This is a genomic window from Thioalkalivibrio versutus (assembly GCF_001999325.1).
Lineage (GTDB): Bacteria > Pseudomonadota > Gammaproteobacteria > Ectothiorhodospirales > Ectothiorhodospiraceae > Thioalkalivibrio > Thioalkalivibrio versutus.
Genome location: NZ_MVAR01000008.1, coordinates 1 through 25,019 on the forward strand (window position 1 = coordinate 1; position 25,019 = coordinate 25,019).

Consider the following 25,019-nt stretch of genomic DNA (forward strand, 5'->3'; position numbering starts at 1 on the left):
GGGTTCTTCATCCGGCGCGCGACCCCGCGGGCGTAGGTATCCAGCCAGCCCTCGACCATGCGCTGCGGCCCCAGGCAGGCCGCCAGCGCCTGTTCCTCGGCCGCGTGCGTGAAGCCTTCCAGCTCGCCGTCATTATCGCGCGGGCCGAGCATGATGAACGGCTGCCCACCGGTGTGGAACGAGTGCAGATCCAGCAGCACATCATGCGCCGCCAGCAGCGGGCACAGCACGTTGGCGATGCGGTCCTCGAAGTCCTGTGGGTCGTCGGTCACGCGCAGATTGCGGTTCAGGTTGCGCTCGCCCATGCGGCTTTCCAGCTGATAGGCCAGCGGGTTGGTGCGCGGCACCAGCGTCAGTTGTCCGCGCAGCAAACGCCGCTGCCCCGACTCCAGCTCCGCGTGCAGGCGTTCGGTGGCCTGGGTGCCACAGGTCTCGTTGCCGTGCACCGCCCCCAGCACGATCAGACGCGGCCCCGGCTCCAGGCCGTGAAAGGTGATCGAACGCAAGGCAGTGGGACGGGACGGATCGGACATCGGGGCAGCTCCGGGCAAGAGACGGGCCTAAAGGCTACCGGAGCGGCCCAGGGGATGCCATGCGGGCATGCCTGACGACACTGACCAGCGGGCCCCCTCAGGGTGTCGGCAGGCCGGCATGCTTCGTCATCCAGGCATCCAGCGCCTCGATCTCCAGCGGCCGACTGTAGAGATACCCCTGACCCAGGGCACAGCCGCGCTCCTGCAGGAAGGCCGCCTGCTCCGCCGTCTCCACGCCTTCGGCGATCACCTGCATGTTCAGGTTGCGGCCCATCGCGATGATGGTGGCGGCGATCTCGCGGTCGGCGCTCTCGCTGGCAACACCATCCACGAAACTGCGGTCGATCTTCAGGACATCCAGCGGATAGGTCCTCAAGGCCGCCAGCGAGGAATACCCGGTCCCGAAGTCGTCGATGGCCAGCTTCACCCCCAGCGCCTTCAGCGCCACCAACCGTGCAATCGCCTGATCGCCCTGCTGCATGATCGCGGTCTCGGTGATCTCCAGCTCCAGCTGGGCGGCCGGGAAGCCGGTCAGCGCCAGGATCTCCGCCACGCGATTGACGAAGTCGCTGCGCTGCAGCTGCACCGGGGACAGATTGACCGCCAGACCGAAATCTCCGGCGCCGCGGTCCAGCAATCGGCGCCCGGCGTCGCAGGCCTCGCGCAATACCCACTCGCCCAGCGCAACGATCAACCCGGTGTCCTCGGCGATCGGGATAAAGCGATCCGGCGGGATCATCTCCCCCTGTGCCGGCTGCCAGCGCAGCAGCGCCTCCATGCCGAAGGGTTGCCCGTCCTCCAGCCGCACCTGTGGCTGGAAATGCAGCCGCAACTCGCCGTTGTCGTCCTGCAGGGCCTGGCGCAGTCGGTTCTCCAGCTCCAGGCGCTCGTCGGCCGCGCGTGTCAGGGCCTGGGTATAGACACTCCAGGTCTGGCGCCCGGATGCCTTGGCCTGGTACATCGCCGCATCCGCGTGCTGGATCAGCGCGGTCACGGTGTCGCCATGATCGGGGTAGAGACTGATACCGATGCTGCCATTCAGATAGACCGAACGCCCGTCCTCCAGCGTAAAGGGGCGCTCGAAGCTTGCCAGCAAACTGCGGGCGCAGCGCGCGATCTCGTCGTCGCTGTCCGGGTTCTCCGCCACAATCAGGAATTCATCGCCGCCCAGCCGACCCAGCACATGGGTTGGCCCCAGCACCCCGCGCAGACGCCGCGCGACCTCCACCAGCACCTGATCGCCCGCCGGGTGCCCCATGGAATCGTTCACGTTCTTGAACCGGTCCAGATCGAGATTCAGCACCGCAATCCGGTGCCCATGCATGCGGGCACGCTCCAGCGCCTGCCCCAGCATCACCTGCAGCTGGCTGCGATTGGGCAGGTCGGTCAGGGCGTCGTTCTGAGCCAGGTACTGCAACTCTTCCTCCGAGCGGCGCAACTCGGACATATCGGTCAGCACCCCGGAGTAGTGCAGGGCCTGACCCTGTTCGTCGTAAACGGTGTTCAGGCTCAGCCACTGCGGGGCCACCTCACCATTGTGCCGGCGGTTCCAGATCTCGCCCTGCCAGTGACCCTCGCGCTGCAGGCTGTCCCACATGTGCTTGAAGAACTCTCCGTCATGGCGCCCGGACTGCAGAAAGCTCGGGTTGCGCCCCAGGGCCTCGCCCTCGGAAAAACCGGTGATGTCGACGAAGGCCGGATTCACCGCGACGATCCGCGGGGTCAGGTCGGTGATGATGATGCCGTCACGGGTACTCTCGAATACCGCCGCCATGCGCCGCAGGCCCAGCAAGGCCTGGCGCCGTTCCAGCGCCGCCCCCAGACTGGAGGCGACGATGCGCGCCAGGCTCTGGTCCGCATCGGTCCAGCGCTGCGCGCGCCGCACCCGGTCGAGCGCGAGGAACCCGCGGTACTCGCCCTCCACGTACAGGGGTACCAGCAGCACAGCCTGGCTTTGCGAGGCCTCCAGGATCGCGCGTTCCTCATCCGGCAGCTCGCGGGTCAGCACATCGATCGCACCGCCGCCCTGCAGGATCTCGTGCCAGCGCGGCAGGACCGATTCCAGGCTCAGGTTGCGCAGCGGCGGCGGGCGGATCATCTCCTCGGCATCCGAACGCACCCAGTAGTAGCGGTGGATATCCAGGGCCTCGCGCACCGCGTGGTCCAGTTCGGCCACCAGCACATAGGCCCGGTCGGCGCCAGCCTCCTGCCCCAGTTCGGCCAGCAGCCGGTGGATCACGCTGGCGGGGTTGTCCTCGCGCAACAGTTCCACGGTCAGCTCGGCGGCAGTGCGCAGCGCGCGCTCGCGCTCGCCGAGTGCCTGCGAGACGCGCAGCTTCTGCGCCGCCAGCCCCGCGATCTGGGTGAACTCGTCGATCAGCACCCGTTCGCCAGGGTAGGGTCCGCGTGACGCGCCGAGATAAATACCCAGGGTGCCCAGCACGCCACCGTCGGCATCCCGGAAGGGGAACGACCAGCAAGCGCCAAAGCCCGCCCCACGCACGAGATCGCAGAACCCGGCCCAGTTCGGGTGCGTCCCGCAGTCCTCGATGATCATCGGCTCGCCACTCCAGGCGGCCTCGCCGCAGGAGGCCACCCCCTGGGCAGCGCGGATCCGGCGGGTCGCACTGCGCAGCGGGTCCGGCAGCCGCGGAGCCGCCACGCCGTAGAGTTCCTGACTGTCGGCATCCAGCAGCATGATGCAGCCGTGCAGGTCAGGCGCCAGCGATTCCAGGCCCTTGACCACATCCTCCAGCAGGCGTGGATCGCGCTCCCCCGTGGCCAGGCGTGCCAGTACGTTCCCGCGTACCTCCTGAACGCGCTGGTCCAGCACCCGCCGGGTCACGTCCACCAGACTCCCGGACAGGCCCGTGGCCCGGCCCGCGGCATCCAGATTGACCTGGCCGCGCAGCTCCAGCCAGCACAGCGAGCCGTCGGCTGCGCGCAGACGAATCTCGGCCTCCAGCCGGCCGTCGTCGGCCTCCACGGCGCGCGTCAGCAGTCGCGCGGCCAAACCGCGATCCTCCAGCGGCATGAACGACAACATCTCCTCGCCAATCGACAATTCCACCGAATGGCCGGTGATGGCCGTCCAGGCCGGATTGAGGAAACGCCAGCAACCGGCGGCATCGGTCTCGAAGACGATATCGCCGGCGCGTTCGATCACCTCGCGGTAGCGCCGTTCGGAGGCCGCCAGCGCCGCACGTTCCCGGCGCAGCCGCACGCGGGCATACACCTGGTCCAGCAGCATCGGCAGGGTCTTCAGATAGCCCTCGTGCTTGACCGTGTAATCCTCCACGCCCATACGCAGGGCACGCGCGGCGAGGTCCTCGGTGCCTTGCCCGGTCACCAGGATGGTCGGCAGGTCCAGTCCGCGGTCCTCGCGCACCAGGCGCGCCAGCTCGAGGCCGTCGATCCCGGGCAACCGGTAGTCCACCAACAACAAGTCAAAGCCCAGCTCCCCGGCGGCACTTTCCGGTAGCGCCGCCAGGGCCTCCTCGGCGGTGTGCATCGTCGCCAGCTGCACATGTGGGGCCGTGCGCGCCAGTTCGCGACAGGTCAGGCCGACATCGAATTCGCTGTGCTCGACATACAGTACCCGCAGCGGCTCACGCGCCTCGATCACCCGCAGCTCGCGCCGGGCGCAAGCATCCACCACCCGCCCCGGAAGGCGCTCCAGGTAGCCATCGGCCTTGGTCAGATAGTCATCGGCACCCGCGCGAAACGCCGCCACCACGGTTTCCTGTTCGCCGTGCCCGGTGAGCACCAGCACGGCCTCGCCGCGTCCCGCGGCGTGCAGCTCGCTGATCAAGTCGAGACCGCTGCCATCCGGCAGGCGCAGATCCACCACCACACAGTCGAAGCCATCCGCCCCGGTCAGCGCCGCGCGCGCCTCGGCCAGAGACCCCGCCGGGGACACGTCGGCGCCCGGCACCTGACGTTCCAGGACGCGGCGCTGCAGATCGGCATCTGCCGAGTTATCTTCTACGAGCAGGATTCGCATGGGGTCTCGGGTTGCAAGGGGGCCGCGGCTTCAGACCGGCGGGTGGTTAAGCAGGCACCAGTAGAGCTCGACCTGCTCGGCGACCTGCACGAACTGGGCGAAATCCACTGGTTTGACGATGTAGGAGTTGGCGCCGCAGTCATAGGCAGTGGCGATGTCACGGTCCTCATTGGAGGAGGTCAGCATCACCACCGGAATGCGCCGGAAGCGTTCGTGCGCACGGATACGCCGAAGCACCTCCAGTCCGTCCACCTTGGGCAGCTTGATATCCAGCAGGATCACCGCCGGCGGCGCGAGTTCGCCGCGCTCCCAGCGATCGAGAAACTCCAGCGCCTCCACCCCATCGCGCGCGGTCTCCAGCGGGTTGGAGAGGTTTCTCCGCTTGAAGGCGCGCTGCATCAGATCGATATCCACCGGGTTGTCCTCCACCACCAGGATGGAGGGCTGACGTCCGGCGTGGCTCATCGCGGGAACTCCACGTGGAAGGCGGCCCCCTCGCCCGGCGTGCCCTCGGCGCGGATCTCGCCGCGCAGCCGGTGGACTGCACGGCGCACCAGGGCCAGGCCGACGCCGGTCCCCGGATAAGCCTCGGCTCGGTTCAGGCGCTGGAAGATATCGAAGATACGATCCCGAAACGCCATGTCAAAACCGATCCCGTTATCCCGCACCGTGATCCCGAGTGTAGCGCTGCGGGATTCGGCCTGCACCGTTACCTGCGGGGCCTCGCGCTCGGCACTGAACTTGAACGCGTTCTCCAGCAGGTTGCGCAGGATCAGGGCGACGCCATCCGGGTCGCTTACAAAGCAGAGATCAGGGTCGATCTCGATACTCACCTCGGCGCGCTCACGGAGTCCCGGATCCACCGACTCCAGCACCTCCTCCACCAGCGCGCGCACGCGGACGGTGCGCTCCTCCAGCGGCCGACGCTCCATGCGCGAGTAGGCCAGAAGATCCGAAATCAGTTCGTTCATCTGCGCCACGCCATTGCGGATATTGCTGAGGAAGACGCGACCCTCACCCTCCAGCTGCTCGCCGTAGTCCGCCTCCAGCAACTGGCTGTAGCCCTCGATTCCGCGCAGGGGTGCCTTCAGGTCGTGGGAGACGGCATAGGAAAACGATTCCAGTTCCTGGTTGAGCGCCTGCAGGGCCGCCGTGCGTTCCGCCACCCGCTGTTCGAGCGTGGCGTTCAGATTGCGCAGTTCCAGTTCGTTACGCTTGAGCTCGGTCACCTCCAGCACCGTGCCCTGTACGTAATGCAGGCCGTCGGCGCGCTCGATCGGCGCCTCCATGGTGAGACTGAACCAGGCCTCCTCGCGCGCCTCGGGCCGGGCCTTCAGGAGCAACCGCTGGGGCCCGGGCCGGCCGCCGGCGATCAGGGTCTCCATCGCCGCGGAGAAGCTCGCCCCGTCCGCGGACTCGAGGTCGAAGAAATTGCGGGCAAACGACTCCAGCGTCGGCTTGCCGTAGTGGGCATCACAGCCCAGCAGCGCATACAACCGATCGGACCACCACAGCTCGCGGCTCTCCAGCAGGTACTCCCAGCTGCCCAGGCCGGCGTGGCGCTCGGCCTGGCTCAAGCGATCCACCTGGCGTGCCAGGGCGGCCTCCGCCTGCTTGCGCGCCTCGATATTGCGCAGCGTCACCAGCAGCAGCTTCTCTCCGGCGATCTCGGTGACCTGCAGGTTGGCCTCCACCCAGAACCCGTGGCCGTCACGGTGCCGGGCGCGCCACTCGAACACCAACTGTTCGCCACGCCGGGCGCGCTCCATCAGGGCCTTCTGGCGCTGAACGTCGAATCCGGTCTCGTCCGCGCTAAGGTCGTCCACGTTGCAGGCCAGCAGCTCGGCACGGCTGTAGCCGTACATCTTCTCGGCCGCAGCGTTAATCCCGATCAGGGCCTCGGTATCCAGGTCTTGCAGCAGGATCGCCTCCTGCACGTTGTCGAAGATCGCGCGGAAGCGGGTCTCGGAATCACGCAGGTCCTGCTCGGCGCGCCGGCGTTCGGTCACGTCCACCAGCAGACCATTGATACGGATGACCTGCCCGGACTCGTCACGGGTCAGCCAGGTCCGGTCTTCCAGCCAGACCCAGCCGCCCGGTCCGTCCCGCAGACGATACAACTGGGTGTAACGGTCCGGGCCGCGCTCGATGTGCGCGGCGACCTCGGCCACGATGCGGTCGATATCGTCGGGATGAATCAGGTCGGCATAGTGCACCTCGCCGCGCAGCAGGGCATCGCGGGCAATGCCCCAGCGCTCGATATTCGGGGAGACAAAGGTGACCGGCCAGCCGGGGGTGGTAGCCCACTCAATGGCAACCACTGGGGAACGTTCAACAATCCCGGTGAGCCGGCGCGCCTCGCGCGAGGCGCGGTCACGATCCTTCAGGGGGAAATACACCAGCAGGAACAGGAGGATGGCTGTGACCACCACGTAGCCCCAGCCCTTGAGGGTCTGCAACTGCCCCAGCAGCTCCAGATCGTCGACCATCAGCAGCAGGGCCCGGTCGGACAGGGCGATCCAGAGCAGCCCGACGATCAGATACAGCACGGCGACGAGTAACGCGGTGCGCCCCGCGCTGGGTCTCCAGCTTCCCTTGTTGCCTCCCGCCATGCCATTCCTCCGACCGCCACGGAGACGCGGCCGGCATTCCCTGCCCGCCAGCTGTCCTGTCTCGAGCATCGACCACCCGTGGCCCAAGCGCAACCCAGGGCAGGCGGGGCCAGTTCGCGGGCTTCGGAGCGCGGTTCGAAAATGGTATTCTTCGCCGCTCCCGCAAGCGGACGCAGCGATGTTCAAGCAACTCGAAGGCGAGTCCCGTGGCGAGCGCCACCCGACCCCAGCGGTCCTGGATCGCCTGAAGCTCAATGCCGGCGGTTTGATCCCCGCCATTGCCCAGCAGCACGACACCGGCGAGGTCCTGATGCTGGCGTGGATGAACCGCGAGGCCCTGGACGAGACCCTGGCGACCGGACGCGTCTGCTACTACTCGCGCTCGCGCCAGGCGTTGTGGCGCAAGGGCGAGCAGTCCGGGCAGGTGCAGCAGCTGCATTCGCTGCACCTGGACTGCGACGGCGACACCCTGCTGCTGAAGGTCGACCAGACCGGCCCGGCCTGCCATACCGGGCGGCGCAGCTGCTTCTACCTGCAGGTCGGACAGGACACCGTCGTGGTGACCAGCGATCCCGAGATCGCCCCCGAGACGCTGTACGGCAAGGACACCGGGCAATGAGCGCGGCCCGGACCCTCACCCTGCACAACACCCTGGGCGGGCGCGACGAGCCGTTCGTGCCCCAGGACCCGGAGCGGGTGACGCTCTACGTCTGCGGCCCCACCGTGTACAACCGCGTGCACATCGGCAATGGCCGGCCGGTGGTCGTGTTCGACGTGCTGTTCCGCGTGTTGCGCGAGCTCTACGGCCCGGATCACGTGGTCTACGCCCGCAACATCACCGACGTCGACGACAAGATCAACAAGGCCGCCGCCGACAACGGCGAGCCCATCGCCGCGCTGACCGAACGCTTCACCCGGGCCTTCCACGAGGACATCGCCGAACTCGGCACGCTCAAGCCGACCCTCGAGCCGCGCGCGACCGAACACATCCAGCCGATGATCGAGCTGATCGAACGCCTGATCGAACGCGGCCATGCCTACGTGGCCGACGACCACGTGCTGTTCGACGTGACCTCCTACCCGGACTACGGCGCCCTGTCCGGGCGCTCGCTGGCGGACATGCAGGCCGGCGCCCGGGTCGAGGTCGCCGACTACAAGCGCCACCCCGGCGACTTCGTGCTGTGGAAGCCGGCCGCGGCGGGCGAGCCCGGCTGGGAGAGCCCCTGGGGCACGGGCCGCCCCGGCTGGCACCTGGAATGCACGGCAATGATCCGCAGCCACCTGGGCCCGATGATCGACATCCACGGCGGCGGCCACGACCTGGTCTTCCCGCACCACGAAAACGAGATCGCCCAGGGCTGCGCGGCCGAGGGCTGCCACGAACACGGCACCCACTACGCCCGTTACTGGGTGCACAACGGACACCTGACCATCGACGGCGAGAAGATGTCCAAGTCACTGGGCAATTTTCAGCTGCTGCACGACCTGCTGCAGCACTACCCCGGCGAGGTCCTGCGCCTGGCGCTGCTGTCGCGCCACTACCGCGCCCCGCTGAACTTCTCGGAAGAGACCCTGACCCAGTCGCGCAACAGCCTGAATGGCCTGTACCGCGTACTGCGCGATGTGGCCGACATCGAGGCCGACGACATTGCTGCCTCCAACACGGCAGTGTTCACGGCGCTGCTGGATGACCTGAACACCCCCGCCGCGATCACCGCGCTGCACCGCATGACCGACGCCCTGGCAACAGCATCCGACGATGCCGAACGGGCCCGCCGCAAGGGTGAACTGCTGGCGGGCGCCGCCCTGCTGGGTCTGCTGCAACAGGACCCAGCCACGTGGTTTCAGGGCGACGCCGGGGACGATGACCTGGCCGCCTGGGTGGAGGAGCGCATCGCCGCACGCAAGGCCGCGCGCCAGGGCCGCGACTTCGCCAAGGCGGATGCCATCCGCGACGAACTCGTCGCGCGCGGCATCGAGCTGGAAGACACGCCGGATGGCACGCGCTGGCAGCGCGCCACCTGAAGCCGATGCATCTGCGCCCCTGGCTCATGCGATTGACGCTGGTTCTGGGTCTGCTCCTGCCGGCCGGCGCGCTCGCCCACCCGCATGCGTGGATCGACCTGCGCATGGGGCTGGTCTTCGACGATGCCGGCAACCTGGCGAGCATGGAGCAATCCTGGCGCATCGACCCGACCTACAGCCACATGCTGCTGGAAGACCTGACCCGGGACCTCGACGGTGCCACCGGCATCGATGCGGCGCTGGAACACGCCGCCGAACGCATGCTCGGAAACCTGGCTGCCTATGACTACTTCACCGAACTGAACCTGGGCGACGAGCGCCTGGACGTGCCGCAGGCCCGCAACGCGCGCCTGACCCTGGAGGACCGGCGCCTGCACCTGCGTTTCGAGCTGCCGCTGGACGAACACGACATCACCGCCGGTGACGCCTTCACCTACCGCGTCTTCGATCCGGAATACTGGATCGAGATCCGGCACGATCCGGACGACATCGTCTTCGTGGAGAATCGACCCGGTTGCGAGGTCGCCGTCACCGAGCCCCGACCGGACCCGCAGCTGATCCGCTACGCCGCCACCCTGGAACGTTCGGACCGCAGCCCGGTCAACGACCTGGGCCGTCACTTCGCGGAAACCGCCACGCTGGAATGCGACTGAGCCCGGTGCTGCCGCGCGATCGGACGCCACGCACACCACACCGCAGACTGAGTGTTATACAGTAACGCCATGCGCACCGACCAAGACCTGTTCCGAGGCCCTTCCCTCAACCTGCTACTTCTGTTGCTGGCCCTGCTGTTTGGCGGCTCCGGACTCGTGCAGGCCGAGACCGGCCACCCGCTGGGCGCCCCCACCGGGGCGCCCGCCGAACGCGACGCGCCCGCCAGCGGCAATCAGGCGCCAACCCCACTGGTTGAGCCCCCGAGCCACCTGGAACGCCTGACCGGCTGGATGCTGCAGACCCAGCGGCAGTTGCACCGCAGCCTGACCGAGGGCCTGCACGCCCTGCGCGACGGTCCGACCACACAAACCGCCGGGGCGCTCATCCTGGTCAGCCTGCTCTACGGGATCTTCCACGCCGCCGGCCCCGGCCACGGCAAGGCGGTGATCAGCGCCTACCTGCTGACCCAGCCGCAGAACCTGCGGCGCGGCATCTTGCTATCCACCGCCTCCGCGCTGGCGCAGGGCGTCACCGCCATCGCCCTGGTCGGTGTGTTGATCGGCCTGTTCGGTTGGCTGGCCCGCGACACCCTGGGTCAGGTACGCACCCTGGAAATCGCCAGCTTCGCCCTTGTCGCGCTGCTCGGGCTGTGGCTGATGGTTCGTGCCCTGCGCCATGCCTGGCGGCTGCATCGCGCCCACCGCGCTCAAGCCCACGATCACGATCATGCGCACGAACACGACGCGCACTGCGGCTGCGGCACCCCGCACCACGTGGATCCCAACCAGCGTGGTACCTGGTGGGGCACAGTGCTGGCCGTCGGCATTCGCCCCTGTTCCGGCGCGGTGCTGATCATGGCGGTCTCCACCGCCCTGGGCCTGGCCTGGGCTGGCGTGGCCGCCGTGCTGGCGATGTCACTGGGCACGGCGGCGACGGTCTCGGTGCTGGCGACCCTCGCCGTCTCCGCACGTGACTGGACCCGTCGCTGGCTGGGCCCGACGCGCCTGGGCCGGCTCACCTACATTGGGCCGTCCCTGGGCCTGGCCGGGGGCGGCGTGATCGCCCTGATCGGTCTCAGCCTGGTCCTCGGCGCCATCGCCTACCAACCCGTCGCTCACCCGCTGGGGATTCGCTAGGCAGACGACGCCTCCACGGGGCCGAGCTTGCCCCGGATGGACACCTCCTCTAACGTCCGGGTCATCGGACCCCAGCGCGCGAGGCCCTCATGTCGTCGACCACCATCACCCCGGAGCAGGCCCCCACCCTGCCGGCGCTGTTCCGCACCCGGGTCTCCATGAGTCGGGATGCCCCGGCCTATCGCCACTTCAGCGCCGACGACCAGACCTGGAAGCAGACCACCTGGGGCGAAATGGCCGCGATGGTGGATCGCTGGCAGGCTGCGCTGGCGCGCGAAGGTTTCAAGCCCGGGGAACGCGTTGCGCTGATGCTCGGCAACTCGCGCGAGTGGGTCGCCCTCGACCAGGCCGCCAGCGAACTGGGGCTGATTACCGTGCCGCTGTACACCGACGACCGCCCCGACAACGTCGCCTACATCATTGGCCAGACTCAGGCCCGCCTGCTCTTGCTGGGCGAGAGCATGCACAACCGGCGCCTGTCCGAACACTTCGAAAACATGCCCTCGCTCAAGCGCATCGTGTGTCTGGGCCAATCCGAGGGTGAGCCCGATGACTCGCGGGTGATGCACCTCGACCGCTGGCTGGAACGCGGCGACCCCGACCAAGTGCGTCGCCCGGACCTGGACCCCCTGGGCCTGGCGACCATCGTGTTCACCTCCGGCACCACGGGGCGACCCAAAGGCGTGATGCTGTCGCATCGCAATATTCTCGACAATGCCCAGGCCTCTTCCACCGCCGGACCGCTGTCGGATACCGACCGCTTCCTCTCCTTCCTGCCCTTGTCCCACATGCTGGAACGTACCGGCGGCTATTACATGCCCATGCTGATCGGCGCCGAGGTCGCTTTCGCGCGCTCTATCCAGGGTCTGGGCGAGGATCTGATGTCCGTGCAGCCCACCGTGCTGATCTCGGTCCCGCGCATCTACGAACGTGTGCATGGCCGCATCCAGGCCGGCCTGAAGGAGAAATCCGCGATCGGCCGTGGCCTGTTCAAGGCCACGGTGGCCATTGGCTGGCGCCGCTTCGAATACCAGCAGGGCCGTGCATCCTGGTCCCCGGGCCTGCTGCTGTGGCCCCTGCTGGAACGAATCGTGGCGCACAAGGTGCTGAATCGCCTGGGCGGCAAGCTGCGCTTCGCCGTGTGCGGCGGCGCGCCGCTACCGCCACCGATTGCCCGCTTCTTCATCGGCCTCGGCCTCCCGGTACTGCATGGCTACGGCATGACCGAATCCAGCCCGGTGGTCAGCGTCAACACCCCGGACGACAACCTGCCCGCCTCCATCGGCAAGCCCCTTCCGGGTATCGAAGTAAAGATCGGCGAAATGGACGAGCTGCTTACCCGTTCCAGCAGCGTCATGCTTGGCTACTGGAAGAACGAAGAGGCCACCGCCTCCACGATCGACCAGGATCACTGGCTGCACAGCGGGGATCAGGCACGAATCGACGACGATGGCCGCATCTTCATCACCGGACGCCTGAAGGACATCCTCGTGCTGACCAATGGCGAGAAGGTCCCACCGGCGGACATGGAGATGGCCATCGCCCTGGACGCCCTGTTCGATCAGGTCATGGTGGTCGGCGACGGCCACTCCTTCCTGAGCGCCCTGGTCGTCCCCGAACCCGAGGCCTGGGCGACCTTCGCCGAGGACCACGACCTCGACCCCAGTGCCGCCGGACGCCTGTCGCGTGCTACCGAGCGCGCCCTGCTCCAGCGCATGCAGTACCAGCTACGCGACTTTCCCGGCTACGCCAGGATCCGCCACGTCCACGTGGTGCACGAACCCTGGTCAGTGGACAACGGCATGCTGACCCCGACCATGAAGCTCAAGCGCCCGGTCATTACCAAGCACTACGCCAAAGCCATCGAGGCCATGTACGCCGGCCACGACTGATCTTTTCTCTTTTGATCCACCACGAAGCGCCCCAAAAACGAAAAAGGCCCCGCAGCGCAACGCCGCGGGGCCTTGATGGGCGCGCCAGGCGCGCCGCCGGTTCAGATGAACAGGCAGATATCGGACTCGCCGGCGAACTCGAAGAACGCGGCGGCCCCGGCGTATTCCACGCCGTCGATGAATTCACTGGTGTCCATGTCGAACAGGTCCACCGTCATCTGGCAGGCAATCATGCGTACCTCGGCCTCCAGGCACAGCTCGCGCAGGTCGCCCAGATCGGAGACGCCCTTCGCCGCCATCTTTTTCTTCATCATCACGGTCATCATCTTCTGCATGCCCGGCAGGGCCTGCAGAAGCACCGGCATCGGCATCGGCATCGGCATGCCCGGATTGCCCAGCGAGGTCACCTGCAGATCCAGTTTCTTGCGCAGCAGTTGCAGGCCATAGAAGGTAAAGAACACTTCGCAGTCGTAGCCCAGAGCGGCCGCCGTGGAAGCGAGGATGAAGGGCGGATAACCCCAGTCCAGGCTACCCTTCGTCGCAATGATGGCCATCTTCTTTTGATCACTCATTTCTACTTTCTCCTCCAGTGGTAACAGGAATCGGATCCGCCACAGCCCCCTGCGCACGATCCGTCCCCAGTTGGTTAAAGCCCGTGGGTGTCGGGGCGGGACAGCCTACTGCTCCGACGCCTGACGCCCCCTGCGCCAGTCGCGGATCAGTGCACACCCGGCACAAACCCCCAGCGCTGCCATGCTGGCCCATACCGAGATGGGCACCAGGATCATGGCCAGCGCGAACATAAGCCACGCCAGTATGGTCATCGTTCTCCTCCTGCACAACATTAGCGGCCGGTAACCGCGCCCGCTGGTCGTGCTGCTTGCTGCGAGCCGGCGCAGGAGGAGGCATCATGCCTGCCCCTACCCCTAGCGCCTCTCCGGCGCCTCCGGCTCGGCGTAATCGCGGGGCGCATCCGTGCCCGGCGTCGGGTCGGGGACCGGGGCTTCCGGCTCCTTCGGGTTGTAGACATCGCTGGCCGAGGCCCGCCCGCCCTGGCGCGAGACCGGACTGGCATCCACAAACTGGTTGTTCAGGCGCTGGATGTAGGCCTCGGCGCGGTCGCGCAACTGATGCAGGCGGCCGATCATCCGCCGCCCCAGACCCAGCGGTGCACGCCCCATCATCGGGCGCCAGGGACGCGTGTTCTTCTCGAAGGCCGCGCGCCAGTTACCGGCGGGGGTCTCGGTCGGCAGCGTCCGCGCGATGCGGCGCGCCAGCCAGCGGCGATTGAAGAAGTGAATCCCGCCGAGCACGATGGCCAGCACCACGATGCCAAAGACAGTCAGCAACGGGCGCTCGCCCATGGACTGCCAGACGCTGCCATCGGTCCACGGGGCCACGCCACCGGTCCACTGATAGCCAATCAGACCCAGGATCACCGCGACCACCGCGAACATCCCGGCGTCGAACTGCACGACACGGCGGCGCCAGCGCGCGAGCGCACGTTGCAGCGCCGGCATGACGTCCATCTCGATGGATTCGGCGATCGCCTGCAGCGAGCCAAGGATCCGGTAGGAACGCGAGGAACTGATCTCCTGGATCTTGGCGTGGATCTCCTGACGGTCGCGCCGGGATTTCTCCTCGTAGCGCTCGCGCACCTGAGGATCGCCGATCTCGACCGCCGCACTCTCGTTGTACAGGCAGTAGAAGCGCCCGGTGGCATTGCCCTGGCGCACCACGGCGCGCTGCCAGGCGGAAACGACCTCTTCCAGGTTGTCCTCGCGCCAGGTGGTGTCGATCTGGTTAAGGATAAACACCAGTTTGGTGAAATCATTGCGCTCGGCGACGCGATTGACCAGGTGCTCCAGGGTGTCGCGCATCGCGCCAGGTTCCGGGTGGCGGGCATCGAAGAACACCAGCACCAGGTCCGACAGATCGATGATGTGGTCGGTCAGCTGCAGGATCGTCGCGCGCTGCTCGTCGGCATCGAACCCGGGAGAGTCGATGATGATGCGCCCGCGCAGATGCTCCGCGCGCGCGGTCTTCATCGCCAGAAAATGATCCACCGTACGCCCGCCGCCGTCGGTGATGCGCTCGATCTCGTCGGATACGCGATAGAACGGGAAACGCGGATCGCCGTCCAGCGCGAGCCCCGGCAGCTCCTGCACGTGCTCGCTTCCGCCGTAGCTGATCACGGTGAACTTGTCGTCCACCGCCTGCGAACCGCTGCGCTGCACGGTGGTGCCCACGTATTCGTTGATGAAGGTGGACTTGCCGGCCGAGAACGTCCCCAGCATGGCGATCATCGGCCACCAGGAGATGGTGAAGGCGTAGGAGTCTTCGGTGGGATCCAGCAGACCGGCCGCATAGCCGACCCGGTCCAGATCACGGAAGGGGTCGACCACCCCTTTCAGGACCGGATTCTCTTCGGCAAGGCGGTCGCTGAGCAGCTTGAGCTGCTTGCGTACCCGAGGGCCAGGACGATTGAACATGCGGACTCCGTCAGTCGAAACGCGTGATCAGCGCGGGTAATACGGCCCCGGCGAACCCCGGACCGGACCGCTCTGATCGGTGAATGGGTTGAACATGTTCATCATACCCATGGGCGCCCCCACATTGCGATTCAGACTCCACATATCCTGTTGCATGCCCGTGATCGCGCCCGCCATCACGCTGGTATCCCGCGTCATCGAGCCGATATTGGCATCCATCGAGCGCGTATTGCCCGCGATCACCGCCACTTCCTCGTTCATTACCCGCATGGTGTTGTTGATGTCCGTCATCTGGTGGTCCATCGAGGCCATGTGCCCGGCGATAGTGGACATGTCGCGATCGACCACCTGGGTCATCTGGGCGATCTCCTGGGTCAACTGGCTGACATCCCGGGTCAGGCTGGTGATCAGCCAGAACCCGTAGATGGCCAGGACCACGAAGGCCAGCAAGGCGGCGTACACAATCAGCTCCACACGCCGGGAGCGGGCATCCGCCTTGTCCGCCTCGTCGCGGACCCTGTTGAAATCACTGTTGCTCTCGTCGCTCATTGAACGCCCTTGGTCGATGCACGGAAACGGATTCGCTACCCCCGTCAGAAGGCGCCGACGGCGGCGCGGTCAATGATTTCCTCCAGTGATTCCTTCACAAAAATGGCCTGCTCGCGCAGATCCTCGGGCAGCGGGCGCCCTCCGTGGATCATCGGCTCCAGATCCAGCGTCATCAGCCACAGATTGCCCTCGGCATCTTCCTGCAGCACGATCCGGCACGGCAGATACGCAGCCATCGCCGGGCTGTGGCGAACCATCTGCGCGGCAATCGCCACATCACAGAACATATAGATCTTCAGGAACGGAAAGTCCTCCCCGGTAACGCTTCGTACCTCCTCCCCCATCGGCAATTCGCCGACGTTGCGGATATTCAGCTCGTTGGCCACCAGGCGCAGAATATCCTCGACCTCTTCGACCGCCAGGCCCGCGTCCACCTTGCGCTTGTAGACCATGGCCTCCGCGGCGTCGCCGGTCTCCAGCACCGTGCGGGCCATCTGCGAATAGACCTTGGGCGCCTGGGAATCCAGCGAGCGGACCTGACCGAGGTAGGGCTCGAAAGCAAAAATGGCATACCCCACCCCAATCAGTGCCAGCAATCCGATCACGACCAACGCATTGCGTATGAAGCGCATGAAGCTCTCCTGCTCGGTGCCCGCCGTCCGGTGATCACCGGACGCGACACATTATTGTTTCTTGCGGCGGTTGCGCCCGAACAGGGCTACAGCCAGGGCGTCCAGCTCGGCGGCGGCCTTGCCGCGGGGCTCCAGTTCGCGCACCGAGAGCCCTTCGCTGAAGGAACGGCGAAAGGCCATGCGCTGCTTCAGCCGCGGCTTCAGCAAGCGGACCCCCTCGATCTGCTGCAGCGCCTCGTGCGTCTCGTCGGTCTCGCGCACGGCCTGGTGCGTATCGGCACGATTGATGAATGCCAGGATCTCGGGACGATCACAAGACCCCCGTTGCTCCTGAATGCGCTGAACGAAGCGATAAGTCGACCAGACGTCCGCCTGGCTGGGCGGCACCGGGATCAGCACACGGTCGGCACCCTCCACCGCAGTCATCAGGGAGGCCATGTCCGACGCACCGACATCGATCAGCACCTCGTCGTAATCGCCCGTGCGGGAGCGGACGGCATCGAGATCACTGACCCCGTCCAGCGCGGGTTCGTAGCCTTCCTCGTGGCGCACCTCCAGCACATCGCTGAGGGTTCGCTGCGGATCCAGATCCACGGTCAGGGCGCGACGACGCCCCTCCAGCAACCACAGGGCCAGGTTAAAGGCCACGGTACTCTTGCCGGTACCACCTTTCAGATTGGCGACGACGGTCTGCATGGCGTCTCCTTCGAGCATTGCGGATTGGCGGCTACGCGCAACCCACCAATCCGCACGGCTCCGAAAAAAAGGGGCCTGCCCGACACCGGGCAGGCCCGAACAGCGACGGGCTTAGTTGCCTTGGCCCTGCTGCTGCGGCATCTGACCCTGCGGGCCATAGCCCTGAGGACCGTAGCCCTGCGGACCGTAACCCGGACCGTAGCCGTAGCCCGGGCCGTAGCCATAACCCGGGTGGCCGTAACCCTGACCATAACCCCGGCCGTAGCCATCCCCATAGCCCTGACCGTAACCGTGGCCGCGACCACGACCACTGGCGGAGAAGTCAAAGTTACCGTCACCCATCATGTCGCCCATCATGTCGCCCATGCCGTAATTACGACCGGAGCCGTAACCGGGGCCACCGAAGAACGGCATGCTCGGGCCATAGCCGTAGCCCGGGCCATAGGCGCCGGGGCCATACCCGTAGCCGGGGCCGCCCCACTGGGCGGAGGCCATCATCGGGGCGGCCAGGCCACCCAGGGAAACGGCGAGAACTGCTGCTTTGACCAACTTGTTCATGGTGCTACCTCCTGAAGGAGTCATGCCCTCAATTTGAATGCGTGCACGCGGGGAGGGCTTCTCGAATGCACGCCTTACTGGTCAGGGGAACGGGAAACCGCCCATCCCCCAGGGGAAGACCGAAGACGGCCCGCCCATGCCCGGGTAACCGGACTGCCCCGGATACCCGTATGGATAGCCCCCCGGCATCCCGCCAGGGGTGTGGAACGACGGAGCAGCCGGTGTGCCGTACGGGTGTTGCGGCCCGTAACCGCGGGACGCCGGAGCGTGCTGCGGCGGGCCTGGCGCATCCCGCGATTCACCCCGCCGTGACGGGTCGTAATCGCGGTCCGGAAAACGCCCGCGCGGGCGTTCCGGGGCCGACCGCTGCACCTCCGGCGTACCGGAGGCCCAGGGGTTGTGGCGATCACTCGCCGCCAGGTCAGCGGCCGGCAACAGAAACCCCGTGGCCAGCAATACCCCGAGTATCGGGGCGTTTCTGACCCGCCTGCGTTTCAGTTGACCGGACTGCCTGCCCTGCATGGCGAACTGCCTCCGTCTGACTTCCACTCCGACGGGCACCAGCGCCCGTCGGCATGCGATCACCGATCCGCAGATCAGTTGCCGCCCTCTTCCTGCATGGATTCACGACGCTCCTGCATCATCTCCATGCGGCGCTCACGCTGGCGCTCCATCTCTTCCTCGTACGCCGCACGCCCGGCTTCCATCGCCTTCTGACGCGCTTCCCGCATGGCTTCCATCTCTTCCATGCGCTCCTGGCGCTCGGCGTGCTGGGCCTGGATGCGCTCACGCATCTCTTCCGGCATGTCTTCCGGCAGGTTGTCCGGATCGAACTGCTGCATCTGGCCGTAGCCCTGACGCTGCTGCATGCCATAGCCCGGCTGCATCATGCCCGGATGGCCGAAACCACCCTGCTGCGGACCGGGGCCATACCCCGGGCCGTAGCCCGGACCGTAGCCCTGATGGCCGCGGCCATAGCCCTGGCCGTACCCATCACCGTGGCCGCGCCCGTAGCCCTGCCCCTGACTGCGCCCGGACATGCCGAAGCTGAAGTCACCGGAGCCTTCACGCTGCTGCATCATCCCGCCACCGGGATATGCGCCCATGCCGGAGCCGTACGGGGCGTGCCCGTAGGGGCCGGGCACCGGGCCCTGCTGGCCCATCGCCGGACCCTGGCCGTAACCCTGATCCTGTTCCTGGGCCTGGGCGACGCCCAGGGCCAGTACGGATGCCACGGCGGCACTGGCCAGCGCGGTACCAATCATTCGGGAATTGAAACGCTTCTTCATTGCGAACCTCCTCGAGGTCTTGCTTGCATGTTCACTTGAGTCGAATCCCACGCCGGGTGCGGCCCTTGCCGGATGTGCCCGGTTTGCCGCTCCCCTTGGGGGTGCTGCCGCTGTCCTTGCGGCCGGTCTTGCTGCTCGTGGTGCCGGTCTTGCTTGTCCCGCCGGCCTTCTTGTTGGATGCCGTCAACGCGCGCTTGTTCGCGCTCGCGCTGCCCGTTTTCCGGGTTCCGGTGCTCTTGATGGTGCTGCTTGCGCGTCCTTGCGTGGCGTCACCGGACACGGACGTGTCGCCGGAGGTCTTGCTCGCGGCTGCGGTGGGCTTGTCCTTCGCGCTTACCGAGGTGCCCGCTGGCGACTTCTTCGGAGTGTTCGTCCCGGCGGCATCGCCAGCACCCCGCGTGGAGGTCGCCTGCGCGGCACGGGACGCGGTCTTGGAAGGGGCCGGCTCTTTCGCGGTCCCCGCGGCGGAGTCGGGCTTCACAGCCTGGGTGCGGCTGGACGGCGCGGCACCGGCGTCCTGGGCTCCGGCATTCGCGGTGGCCGGTGTGGAGGCCACGCGCTCTGGGGTGCCGGTCGCCTCAGGTGCCTGCGCAACAGGGCCCGACGGCTTCGAGTCAGCCGACGGGTTTTCCGAACGGGGCTGCGGAGTCGCCGCAGTCCCGCCGGAACCCGTGCCCGACGCGCCACCGCTCCCCGGGGCACCGCCCGTCGGCCCGCCAGGCCCGGCGGAGGGACCGCCCGATCCGCCGCTGGGCGGCGGGGGGCCGCCATCGCCATTGCGGCGGCGTTCAATGAAAGACCGAATCAGGCGCCCCAGGGCGAGCGCCAGATCGCGCAGGCCCTCGATGAAAGCCACGACCAGGCACTTGAGATAAAGCCCCGCGTATTGCACGACCTGGGTGACCGGCCCGCCCTCGCGCGGGCCGAACAGGTCATTCCCCTCGCCGGATGCCCCCGGAGACGCACCCTGGGTCGCGCTGGCCGTCACACCGGCATGCACAGCATGGCCATTGCCATTGCCACAGCCCGCCGTGGCCGCACCGTCCTCGTCCAGGCTGGTCGGGCAGAAGGCACGGCGGCCGGAGATGCAGCCCAGCGGGATCACCACCAAGGTCAGCAGGGTGGCCACCACCGTGCCGAACATCAGCGAGATCGCCATGCCCTGGAAGATCGGATCGAACAGGATCACGCTGGAGCCGGCCAGCAGGGCCAGCGCGGTGATGATGATCGGACGGGTACGCGCCTGGCAGGCCAGGATCATCGCGTCGCGCACGTCGTGGCCCTCGTCCACCGCCTGGCGACCGAAGTCCACCAGCAGGATCGAGTTGCGGACAATAATCCCCGCGAGCGCGATAAAGCCGATCATCGAGGTCGCGGTGAATTCGGCGTTCATCAGCCAGTGGCCGGGAATAATGCCGATCAGGGTCAGCGGGATCGGGGCCATGATGATGCCCGGCAACACGAAGTTGCCGAACTCCCAGACCACCAGCATGTAGATCAGGATCAGCGCGATCGCGAAGGCGATCCCCATGTCGCGGAAGGTCACGTACGTCACCGTCCACTCGCCGGCCCATTCGAAGGCGGTCGACCCATCATTGGGCGGCGGCCCCAGCCAGTGCGGCTGTACCTGGCTGCCATCCGGAAGACGGTAGTCCTCCAGCTGTTCCTGGACCTCCAGCATGCCGTACACCGGCGCGGCCAGACGCCCGACCACCTCGCCGGTCACGTACTCCACCGGACGCAGGTTCTTGTGGTAAATCGGCTCGTCCTGCGGGCGCTGGACGAATTCGCCCAGCTCGGCCAGCGGGATCGACCCGCCCTGCCGGGTGGAGATCGGCAGCATCTCCAGCTGCCGGATGTCATTGCGCGTTGCCATCGGCAGACGCATCTCGATCAAATGCGGCTCGACCAGCGACTGCGCCTTTACATCGCCCAGGATCTGCCCGCCGATCGCGGTCTCCAGGGTTCGATTGATGGTGTCCACGGTCACACCGCGGCGCAGCGCCTTGTCGCGATCCACATCGAAGTGCCAGACGTTGTGTGGCGCCTGCAGGAAGCTGTCCACATCGGCCACGTGCTCGGCACCGGCGAACATGCCCTCGAGATCGCGGGCTACAACGCGGCGGGTGGCAGCATCAGGGCCGTAGATCTCGGCGACAATCGACTGCAGCACCGGCGGACCCGGCGGCATCTCGACCACCTGGATGCGCGCGCCGGCCGCCTCGGCCAGCGGGGTCAGGCGTTCGCGCGCCTCGGTGGCAATATCGTGCGAGGTCCGGCTGCGGTCGCCCTTGTCCACCAGCTGTACCTGGATGTCCCCCTGCCAGGGTTCGTTGCGCAGGTAGTAGTGCCGCACCAGGCCGTTGAAATTGAACGGCGACGCGGTCCCGACGTAGGACTGCAGAGCCACCACCTCGTCCATCTCGCGCAGGGCGCTGGCCATGTCGTGGCTCAGCGTCGCGGTCTCGGTCAGGGCCGTGCCCTCGGGGAAGTTCACCATCACCTGGAACTCGGGCTTGTTATCCAGGGGCAGCATCTTCACGCGGACGTCCGTGGTCATGAACAGGCTGACCATCAGGAAGAAGATCACGATGACCGCGATCAGAAAGGCGTAGCCGCGCACCCGGTTGTCGGCCAGCCCCGGGATTACCGTACGGTAGAACCGCCCCAGCTTTTCCGCCTGGCGATGTTCCTTGTCGGTGGCCTTCTCCAGATACGCCATGCTCGGGCGCAGGCGCTGGGTGAGCCACGGGGTGAATACAAACGCCGCCACCAACGAGAACAGCATGGCCACGGACCCCAGCACCGGGATCGGCTGCATGTACGGGCCCATCATCCCGGAGACGAAACCCATCGGCAGCAGGGCCGCGATGACCGTGAAGGTGGCCAGGATGGTCGGGTTGCCGACCTCGCGCACCGCATCCACCGTGGTCTCGGTATCGATGCCGCGCTTCATCAGCCAGCGTCGGTAAATATTCTCCACCACCACGATGGCGTCATCGACCAGGATGCCAATGGAGAAGATCAGCGCAAACAGGCTGACGCGATCGATGGTGTAGCCCAGCAGCCACGCGCTGAACACAGTGAACAGGATCACCACCGGGATCACGATCAGCACCACGACCGCGGCACGAACCCCCAGGAACAGGCCCACCAGGATGGTCACCGCGAAGGTGGCGATGAACAGCTTGAAGAGCAGCTCGTTGACCTTCTCGTTGGCGGACTTGCCGTAGTTGCGCGAAACCGCCACCTCGACATTATCCGGGATCACGCTGCCCTTCAGACGCTCCAGGCGCTCGAGCACGTCGTTGGCGACGGTCACCCCGTTGCTGCCGGGCTTCTTGGCAATGGCCAGCGTGACCGCCGCGGCGCCTTCCGGTGCCGCATCCGGTTGGGGGGCTGCCGGACCGGAGTAGTGGCGCACGAACCGCTCCAGCTCGCCCGGGCCGTACGTCACCTCGGCCACATCGCGCAGATAGACCGGCTGGCCGTCGCTGACCGCAACCAGGAGTTGCTCGAGATCGGCGGCGCCGGTGAAGAAACGCCCGGTGTACACCGCAGTACTCAGCCCCCCGCTCTCGATGCGTCCTGCCGCGCCCTCGACATTCGCGGACTGCACGGCCTGGGCGATCTGATCCAGGCTGATGTCGTAGCCCGCGAGGCGTTCCGGCAACACCTCGATGCGCAGGCGCTCCTCGCGTCCACTGACCACGAAGCTCTGGTTGGTGTCGGGGACCTCGTTCAGCTGCTGCTGTGCATCCAGTGCGATCTGGCGCAACAGGGCGTCGTCCACCTCATGCGACCAGAAGGTCAGGTTGAGCACCGGCACGTCGTCCGCGCCCTTGACCTTGACCATGGGCTCGCTGACGCCGGGCGGCATCAGGTCGCGATTGGCGATCAGCTTGTCGTGCACCTTGACGATGGACGACTCCATGTCCTCGCCAACGTCGAACTGCACGGTCACCATCGCCTCGCCTCGATGCGACGCGGAGTAGACGTTGTCCACCCCGGACAACTCGCTCATCAGCCGCTCCAGCGGCCGTGCCGCGAGGCTCGCCACCTGCTCGGAGGGCACGCCGGGGTAGGACACCATGATGTCCACCATCGGCACGGAGATCTGCGGGTCCTCCTGGCGCGGGGTGACCATCAGGCCGAGAATGCCGATCGCGATACTGGCGATCAGCAGCAGCGACGACAGCGGCGAATGAATAAAGGCCGCCGCCATGCGCCCGGCAATGCCGGGGTCGCCGTGTTTCTGCCGGAAACCGGTATCGGATTGTTTGTCGTCTTCGGCCATCGAGCTTGAACAGTCCTGTTGTCAGTCTGGCGTCCCGAGCACCGGTTCGGCCGGCGCGTCGCCACCGGTGCACCTGCCAGGGGGCAGCAACCGGCGCTGATATTCCCGGCCTGCGGCCGGATATGGATCCCTACATACGGCTCCAGGGGTCCGTGACACCGTCGCGGCGTCCGACGCCCGAATCCGGGGAACCGCGCCCCACGGGCTGGCCGGAACGCACACCCGCGCCCGGTCGGGCCAGGATCTGCATGCCCGGCTCCAGCCCGGAGGTCACCACCACCTGGTCGCCGCGTCCGCCACCCAGGCGCACCATGCGCACGCGGACGTGGCCCTCGCCATCAAGCACGGCCACGCGCGGCAAGGCACCGCCCGGGATCAATGCCGAACGCGGAATCACGACCCGGTTACCGGAAAGCTCGCCCTGCGGCAGATGCACCGCCGCATGCATGCCCGGGCCACCGCGCACGCCCTGCGGCAGGTCGAACTTGACCGTGACGGTGTGGCGCTGCGGGTCGGCCAGGGGGAAGATCCGGGCGACCCGGGCCTCCACTTCGTCACCGGTATCCAGCCGCACCTGTACGTAGTCGTCTTCCTGCAGGCTGCTCACCAGCCGCACCGGCACCTGCGCCTCGACGCGCAGGAATTCGACATGGCCGAAGCTCACCAGCGGCTGACCGGGCTGGACGGTATCGCCCTCTTCCACGTGCTTGTGCATCACCAGGCCATCGAAGGGCGCCTCGGACCGGGTGTCGCGGATGGCCGCGTCCAGTTCGGTGACCCGGGCCCGGGCCTGCTCCCAGCGCGCCTGCGCCTGATCCACGCCGATGTAGCGGGAATAGAGATCCGTACGCCGGTCCAGCGCGGGATCGCCCATGCCCATGACCTGGCCCATCGGCTGGGTGAACATCTGGTCGAACATCGACGGCACGCCCATGCCCGGCATCTGGCCAATACTGCGCGACTGCGGCGAGACCATCTCGCGGCCGTACTGCATCTGGGCCTCGCGGATCGCGGCCTCGGCGGTGCGCATCTCGGCCTCGGCCGCCTGGCGCTGGGCGCGCAGCCGGTCGTCGCTAATCGCGACCAGCACCGCCCCCTGTTCGAAGCGATCGCCCTCGGCGCCCGCCACATCCACCACGCGTCCCGCGGACTGCGCGGTCAGGGTGACTTCGCGATAGGGGACCACGGTGCCACTAACGGTCTGGGTGGCAGCCTGATCCGGCTCCACCGTGAGGATCAGACCAGCGGCGTGGGCCGCCGAGATGCCGAACAGCGGCAGGGCCAGTGCGGTACCCAGGAGGGTGCGGGCCAGGAGGCGTCGGGAAACTCGCGCAAACATGATCGTCCTACCTCGCGCCGAATGTCGCGATGAAAGAGGGCGCCCGCACCCGGCGCACCTGCGCGCACGGGACCGAGGGCAGGGAATGGACCGCACTCGACCGGACGCCAGGGAAACTGGCGGCGAGGCCCGTCCGGCGACCCGGGTGAGCCGGCTGAAAACCGCAGTGGGTATCCATTACCCAGTATGTAGATGAACTCATGCCCGACTACAAGCAACGTATATGCCAATATATCGACATTCTTATAAAACAATCAGTTAATTAGGATTTCCTGATATTCAAGCAATGACTGTTGCAACACCCCCGTTTCG

19 protein-coding genes are annotated in these 25,019 nt (G+C 66.9%); 5 read left to right on the plus strand and 14 right to left on the minus strand.

Annotated elements, in window-relative coordinates; all coding sequences use genetic code 11:
• From B0684_RS03360 to B0684_RS03375, 4 genes are all read right to left on the minus strand, one after another.
• Positions 1-533 (minus strand): M14 family metallopeptidase (locus B0684_RS03360; protein ID WP_198928520.1); only part of this gene is annotated, 533 nt, incomplete at its 3' end.
• A 97-nt stretch (positions 534-630) separates the two neighbouring features.
• On the minus strand, positions 631-4,536 hold the full coding sequence (locus B0684_RS03365; protein ID WP_018168543.1) for an EAL domain-containing protein: 3,906 nt from the start codon (positions 4,534-4,536) through the stop codon (positions 631-633).
• Between the two features lie 30 nt (positions 4,537-4,566).
• Positions 4,567-5,001 (minus strand): response regulator, encoded by a 435-nt coding sequence (locus tag B0684_RS03370; RefSeq protein ID WP_018168542.1) that lies wholly within the window; start codon positions 4,999-5,001, stop codon positions 4,567-4,569.
• Positions 4,998-7,085, minus strand: a complete 2,088-nt coding sequence (locus tag B0684_RS03375) for a PAS domain-containing sensor histidine kinase (protein ID WP_018649810.1) — start codon at positions 7,083-7,085, stop codon at positions 4,998-5,000. Before B0684_RS03375 ends, B0684_RS03370 begins: the two co-directional genes overlap by 4 nt.
• A gap of 241 nt (positions 7,086-7,326) precedes the next feature.
• Here B0684_RS03375 and hisI point away from each other — a divergent pair, with 241 nt between their 5' ends.
• From hisI to B0684_RS03400, 5 genes are all read left to right on the plus strand, one after another.
• Positions 7,327-7,767 (plus strand): phosphoribosyl-AMP cyclohydrolase, encoded by a 441-nt coding sequence (hisI, locus tag B0684_RS03380; protein ID WP_018649809.1) that lies wholly within the window; start codon positions 7,327-7,329, stop codon positions 7,765-7,767.
• Positions 7,764-9,173, plus strand: a complete 1,410-nt coding sequence (gene cysS, locus B0684_RS03385; protein WP_018649808.1) for a cysteine--tRNA ligase — start codon at positions 7,764-7,766, stop codon at positions 9,171-9,173. The genes hisI and cysS overlap by 4 nt, the downstream gene beginning before the upstream one ends.
• Before the next feature lie 5 nt (positions 9,174-9,178).
• Positions 9,179-9,826, plus strand: coding sequence for a DUF1007 family protein (locus tag B0684_RS03390; protein WP_018176013.1), 648 nt, complete (start codon positions 9,179-9,181; stop codon positions 9,824-9,826).
• 69 nt (positions 9,827-9,895) lie between these two features.
• The gene (locus B0684_RS03395; protein WP_018649807.1) at positions 9,896-10,963 is read left to right on the plus strand and encodes a nickel/cobalt transporter; all 1,068 of its coding nucleotides are present in this window, start codon (positions 9,896-9,898) and stop codon (positions 10,961-10,963) included.
• 89 nt (positions 10,964-11,052) lie between these two features.
• A complete protein-coding gene (locus tag B0684_RS03400; protein WP_018649806.1) occupies positions 11,053-12,855 on the plus strand; it encodes an AMP-dependent synthetase/ligase in 1,803 nt (600 codons plus the stop codon).
• A 101-nt stretch (positions 12,856-12,956) separates the two neighbouring features.
• On the opposite strand, the gene dsrE2 is transcribed toward B0684_RS03400, so the two are convergent.
• The 10 genes from dsrE2 to B0684_RS03450 form a co-directional block, all read right to left on the minus strand.
• Positions 12,957-13,427 (minus strand): sulfur carrier protein DsrE2, encoded by a 471-nt coding sequence (dsrE2, locus tag B0684_RS03405; RefSeq protein WP_018144415.1) that lies wholly within the window; start codon positions 13,425-13,427, stop codon positions 12,957-12,959.
• A 105-nt stretch (positions 13,428-13,532) separates the two neighbouring features.
• The gene (locus B0684_RS13865; RefSeq protein WP_018144416.1) at positions 13,533-13,679 is read right to left on the minus strand and encodes a hypothetical protein; all 147 of its coding nucleotides are present in this window, start codon (positions 13,677-13,679) and stop codon (positions 13,533-13,535) included.
• 102 nt (positions 13,680-13,781) lie between these two features.
• The gene (locus B0684_RS03410) at positions 13,782-15,347 is read right to left on the minus strand and encodes a dynamin family protein (RefSeq protein WP_018649805.1); all 1,566 of its coding nucleotides are present in this window, start codon (positions 15,345-15,347) and stop codon (positions 13,782-13,784) included.
• 27 nt (positions 15,348-15,374) lie between these two features.
• Positions 15,375-15,896: a hypothetical protein gene (locus B0684_RS03415; protein ID WP_018144418.1), complete on the minus strand. Its 522-nt coding sequence runs from the start codon at positions 15,894-15,896 to the stop codon at positions 15,375-15,377.
• A 44-nt stretch (positions 15,897-15,940) separates the two neighbouring features.
• On the minus strand, positions 15,941-16,528 hold the full coding sequence (locus B0684_RS03420; protein WP_018168534.1) for a DUF302 domain-containing protein: 588 nt from the start codon (positions 16,526-16,528) through the stop codon (positions 15,941-15,943).
• Between the two features lie 51 nt (positions 16,529-16,579).
• On the minus strand, positions 16,580-17,224 hold the full coding sequence (locus B0684_RS03425; protein WP_018649804.1) for an AAA family ATPase: 645 nt from the start codon (positions 17,222-17,224) through the stop codon (positions 16,580-16,582).
• Positions 17,225-17,335: 111 nt separating this feature from the next.
• Positions 17,336-17,782 (minus strand): sulfur globule family protein, encoded by a 447-nt coding sequence (locus B0684_RS03430; RefSeq protein ID WP_018649803.1) that lies wholly within the window; start codon positions 17,780-17,782, stop codon positions 17,336-17,338.
• A gap of 596 nt (positions 17,783-18,378) precedes the next feature.
• A complete protein-coding gene (locus B0684_RS03440; protein WP_077276961.1) occupies positions 18,379-19,071 on the minus strand; it encodes a sulfur globule family protein in 693 nt (230 codons plus the stop codon).
• A 31-nt stretch (positions 19,072-19,102) separates the two neighbouring features.
• Positions 19,103-23,368 carry an efflux RND transporter permease subunit gene (locus B0684_RS03445; RefSeq protein WP_018649802.1) on the minus strand — a complete coding sequence of 1,422 codons (4,266 nt, stop codon included), beginning with the start codon at positions 23,366-23,368 and terminating at the stop codon, positions 19,103-19,105.
• 130 nt (positions 23,369-23,498) lie between these two features.
• Positions 23,499-24,707: an efflux RND transporter periplasmic adaptor subunit gene (locus B0684_RS03450; RefSeq protein WP_018168529.1), complete on the minus strand. Its 1,209-nt coding sequence runs from the start codon at positions 24,705-24,707 to the stop codon at positions 23,499-23,501.
• Positions 24,708-25,019: the final 312 nt, after the last annotated feature.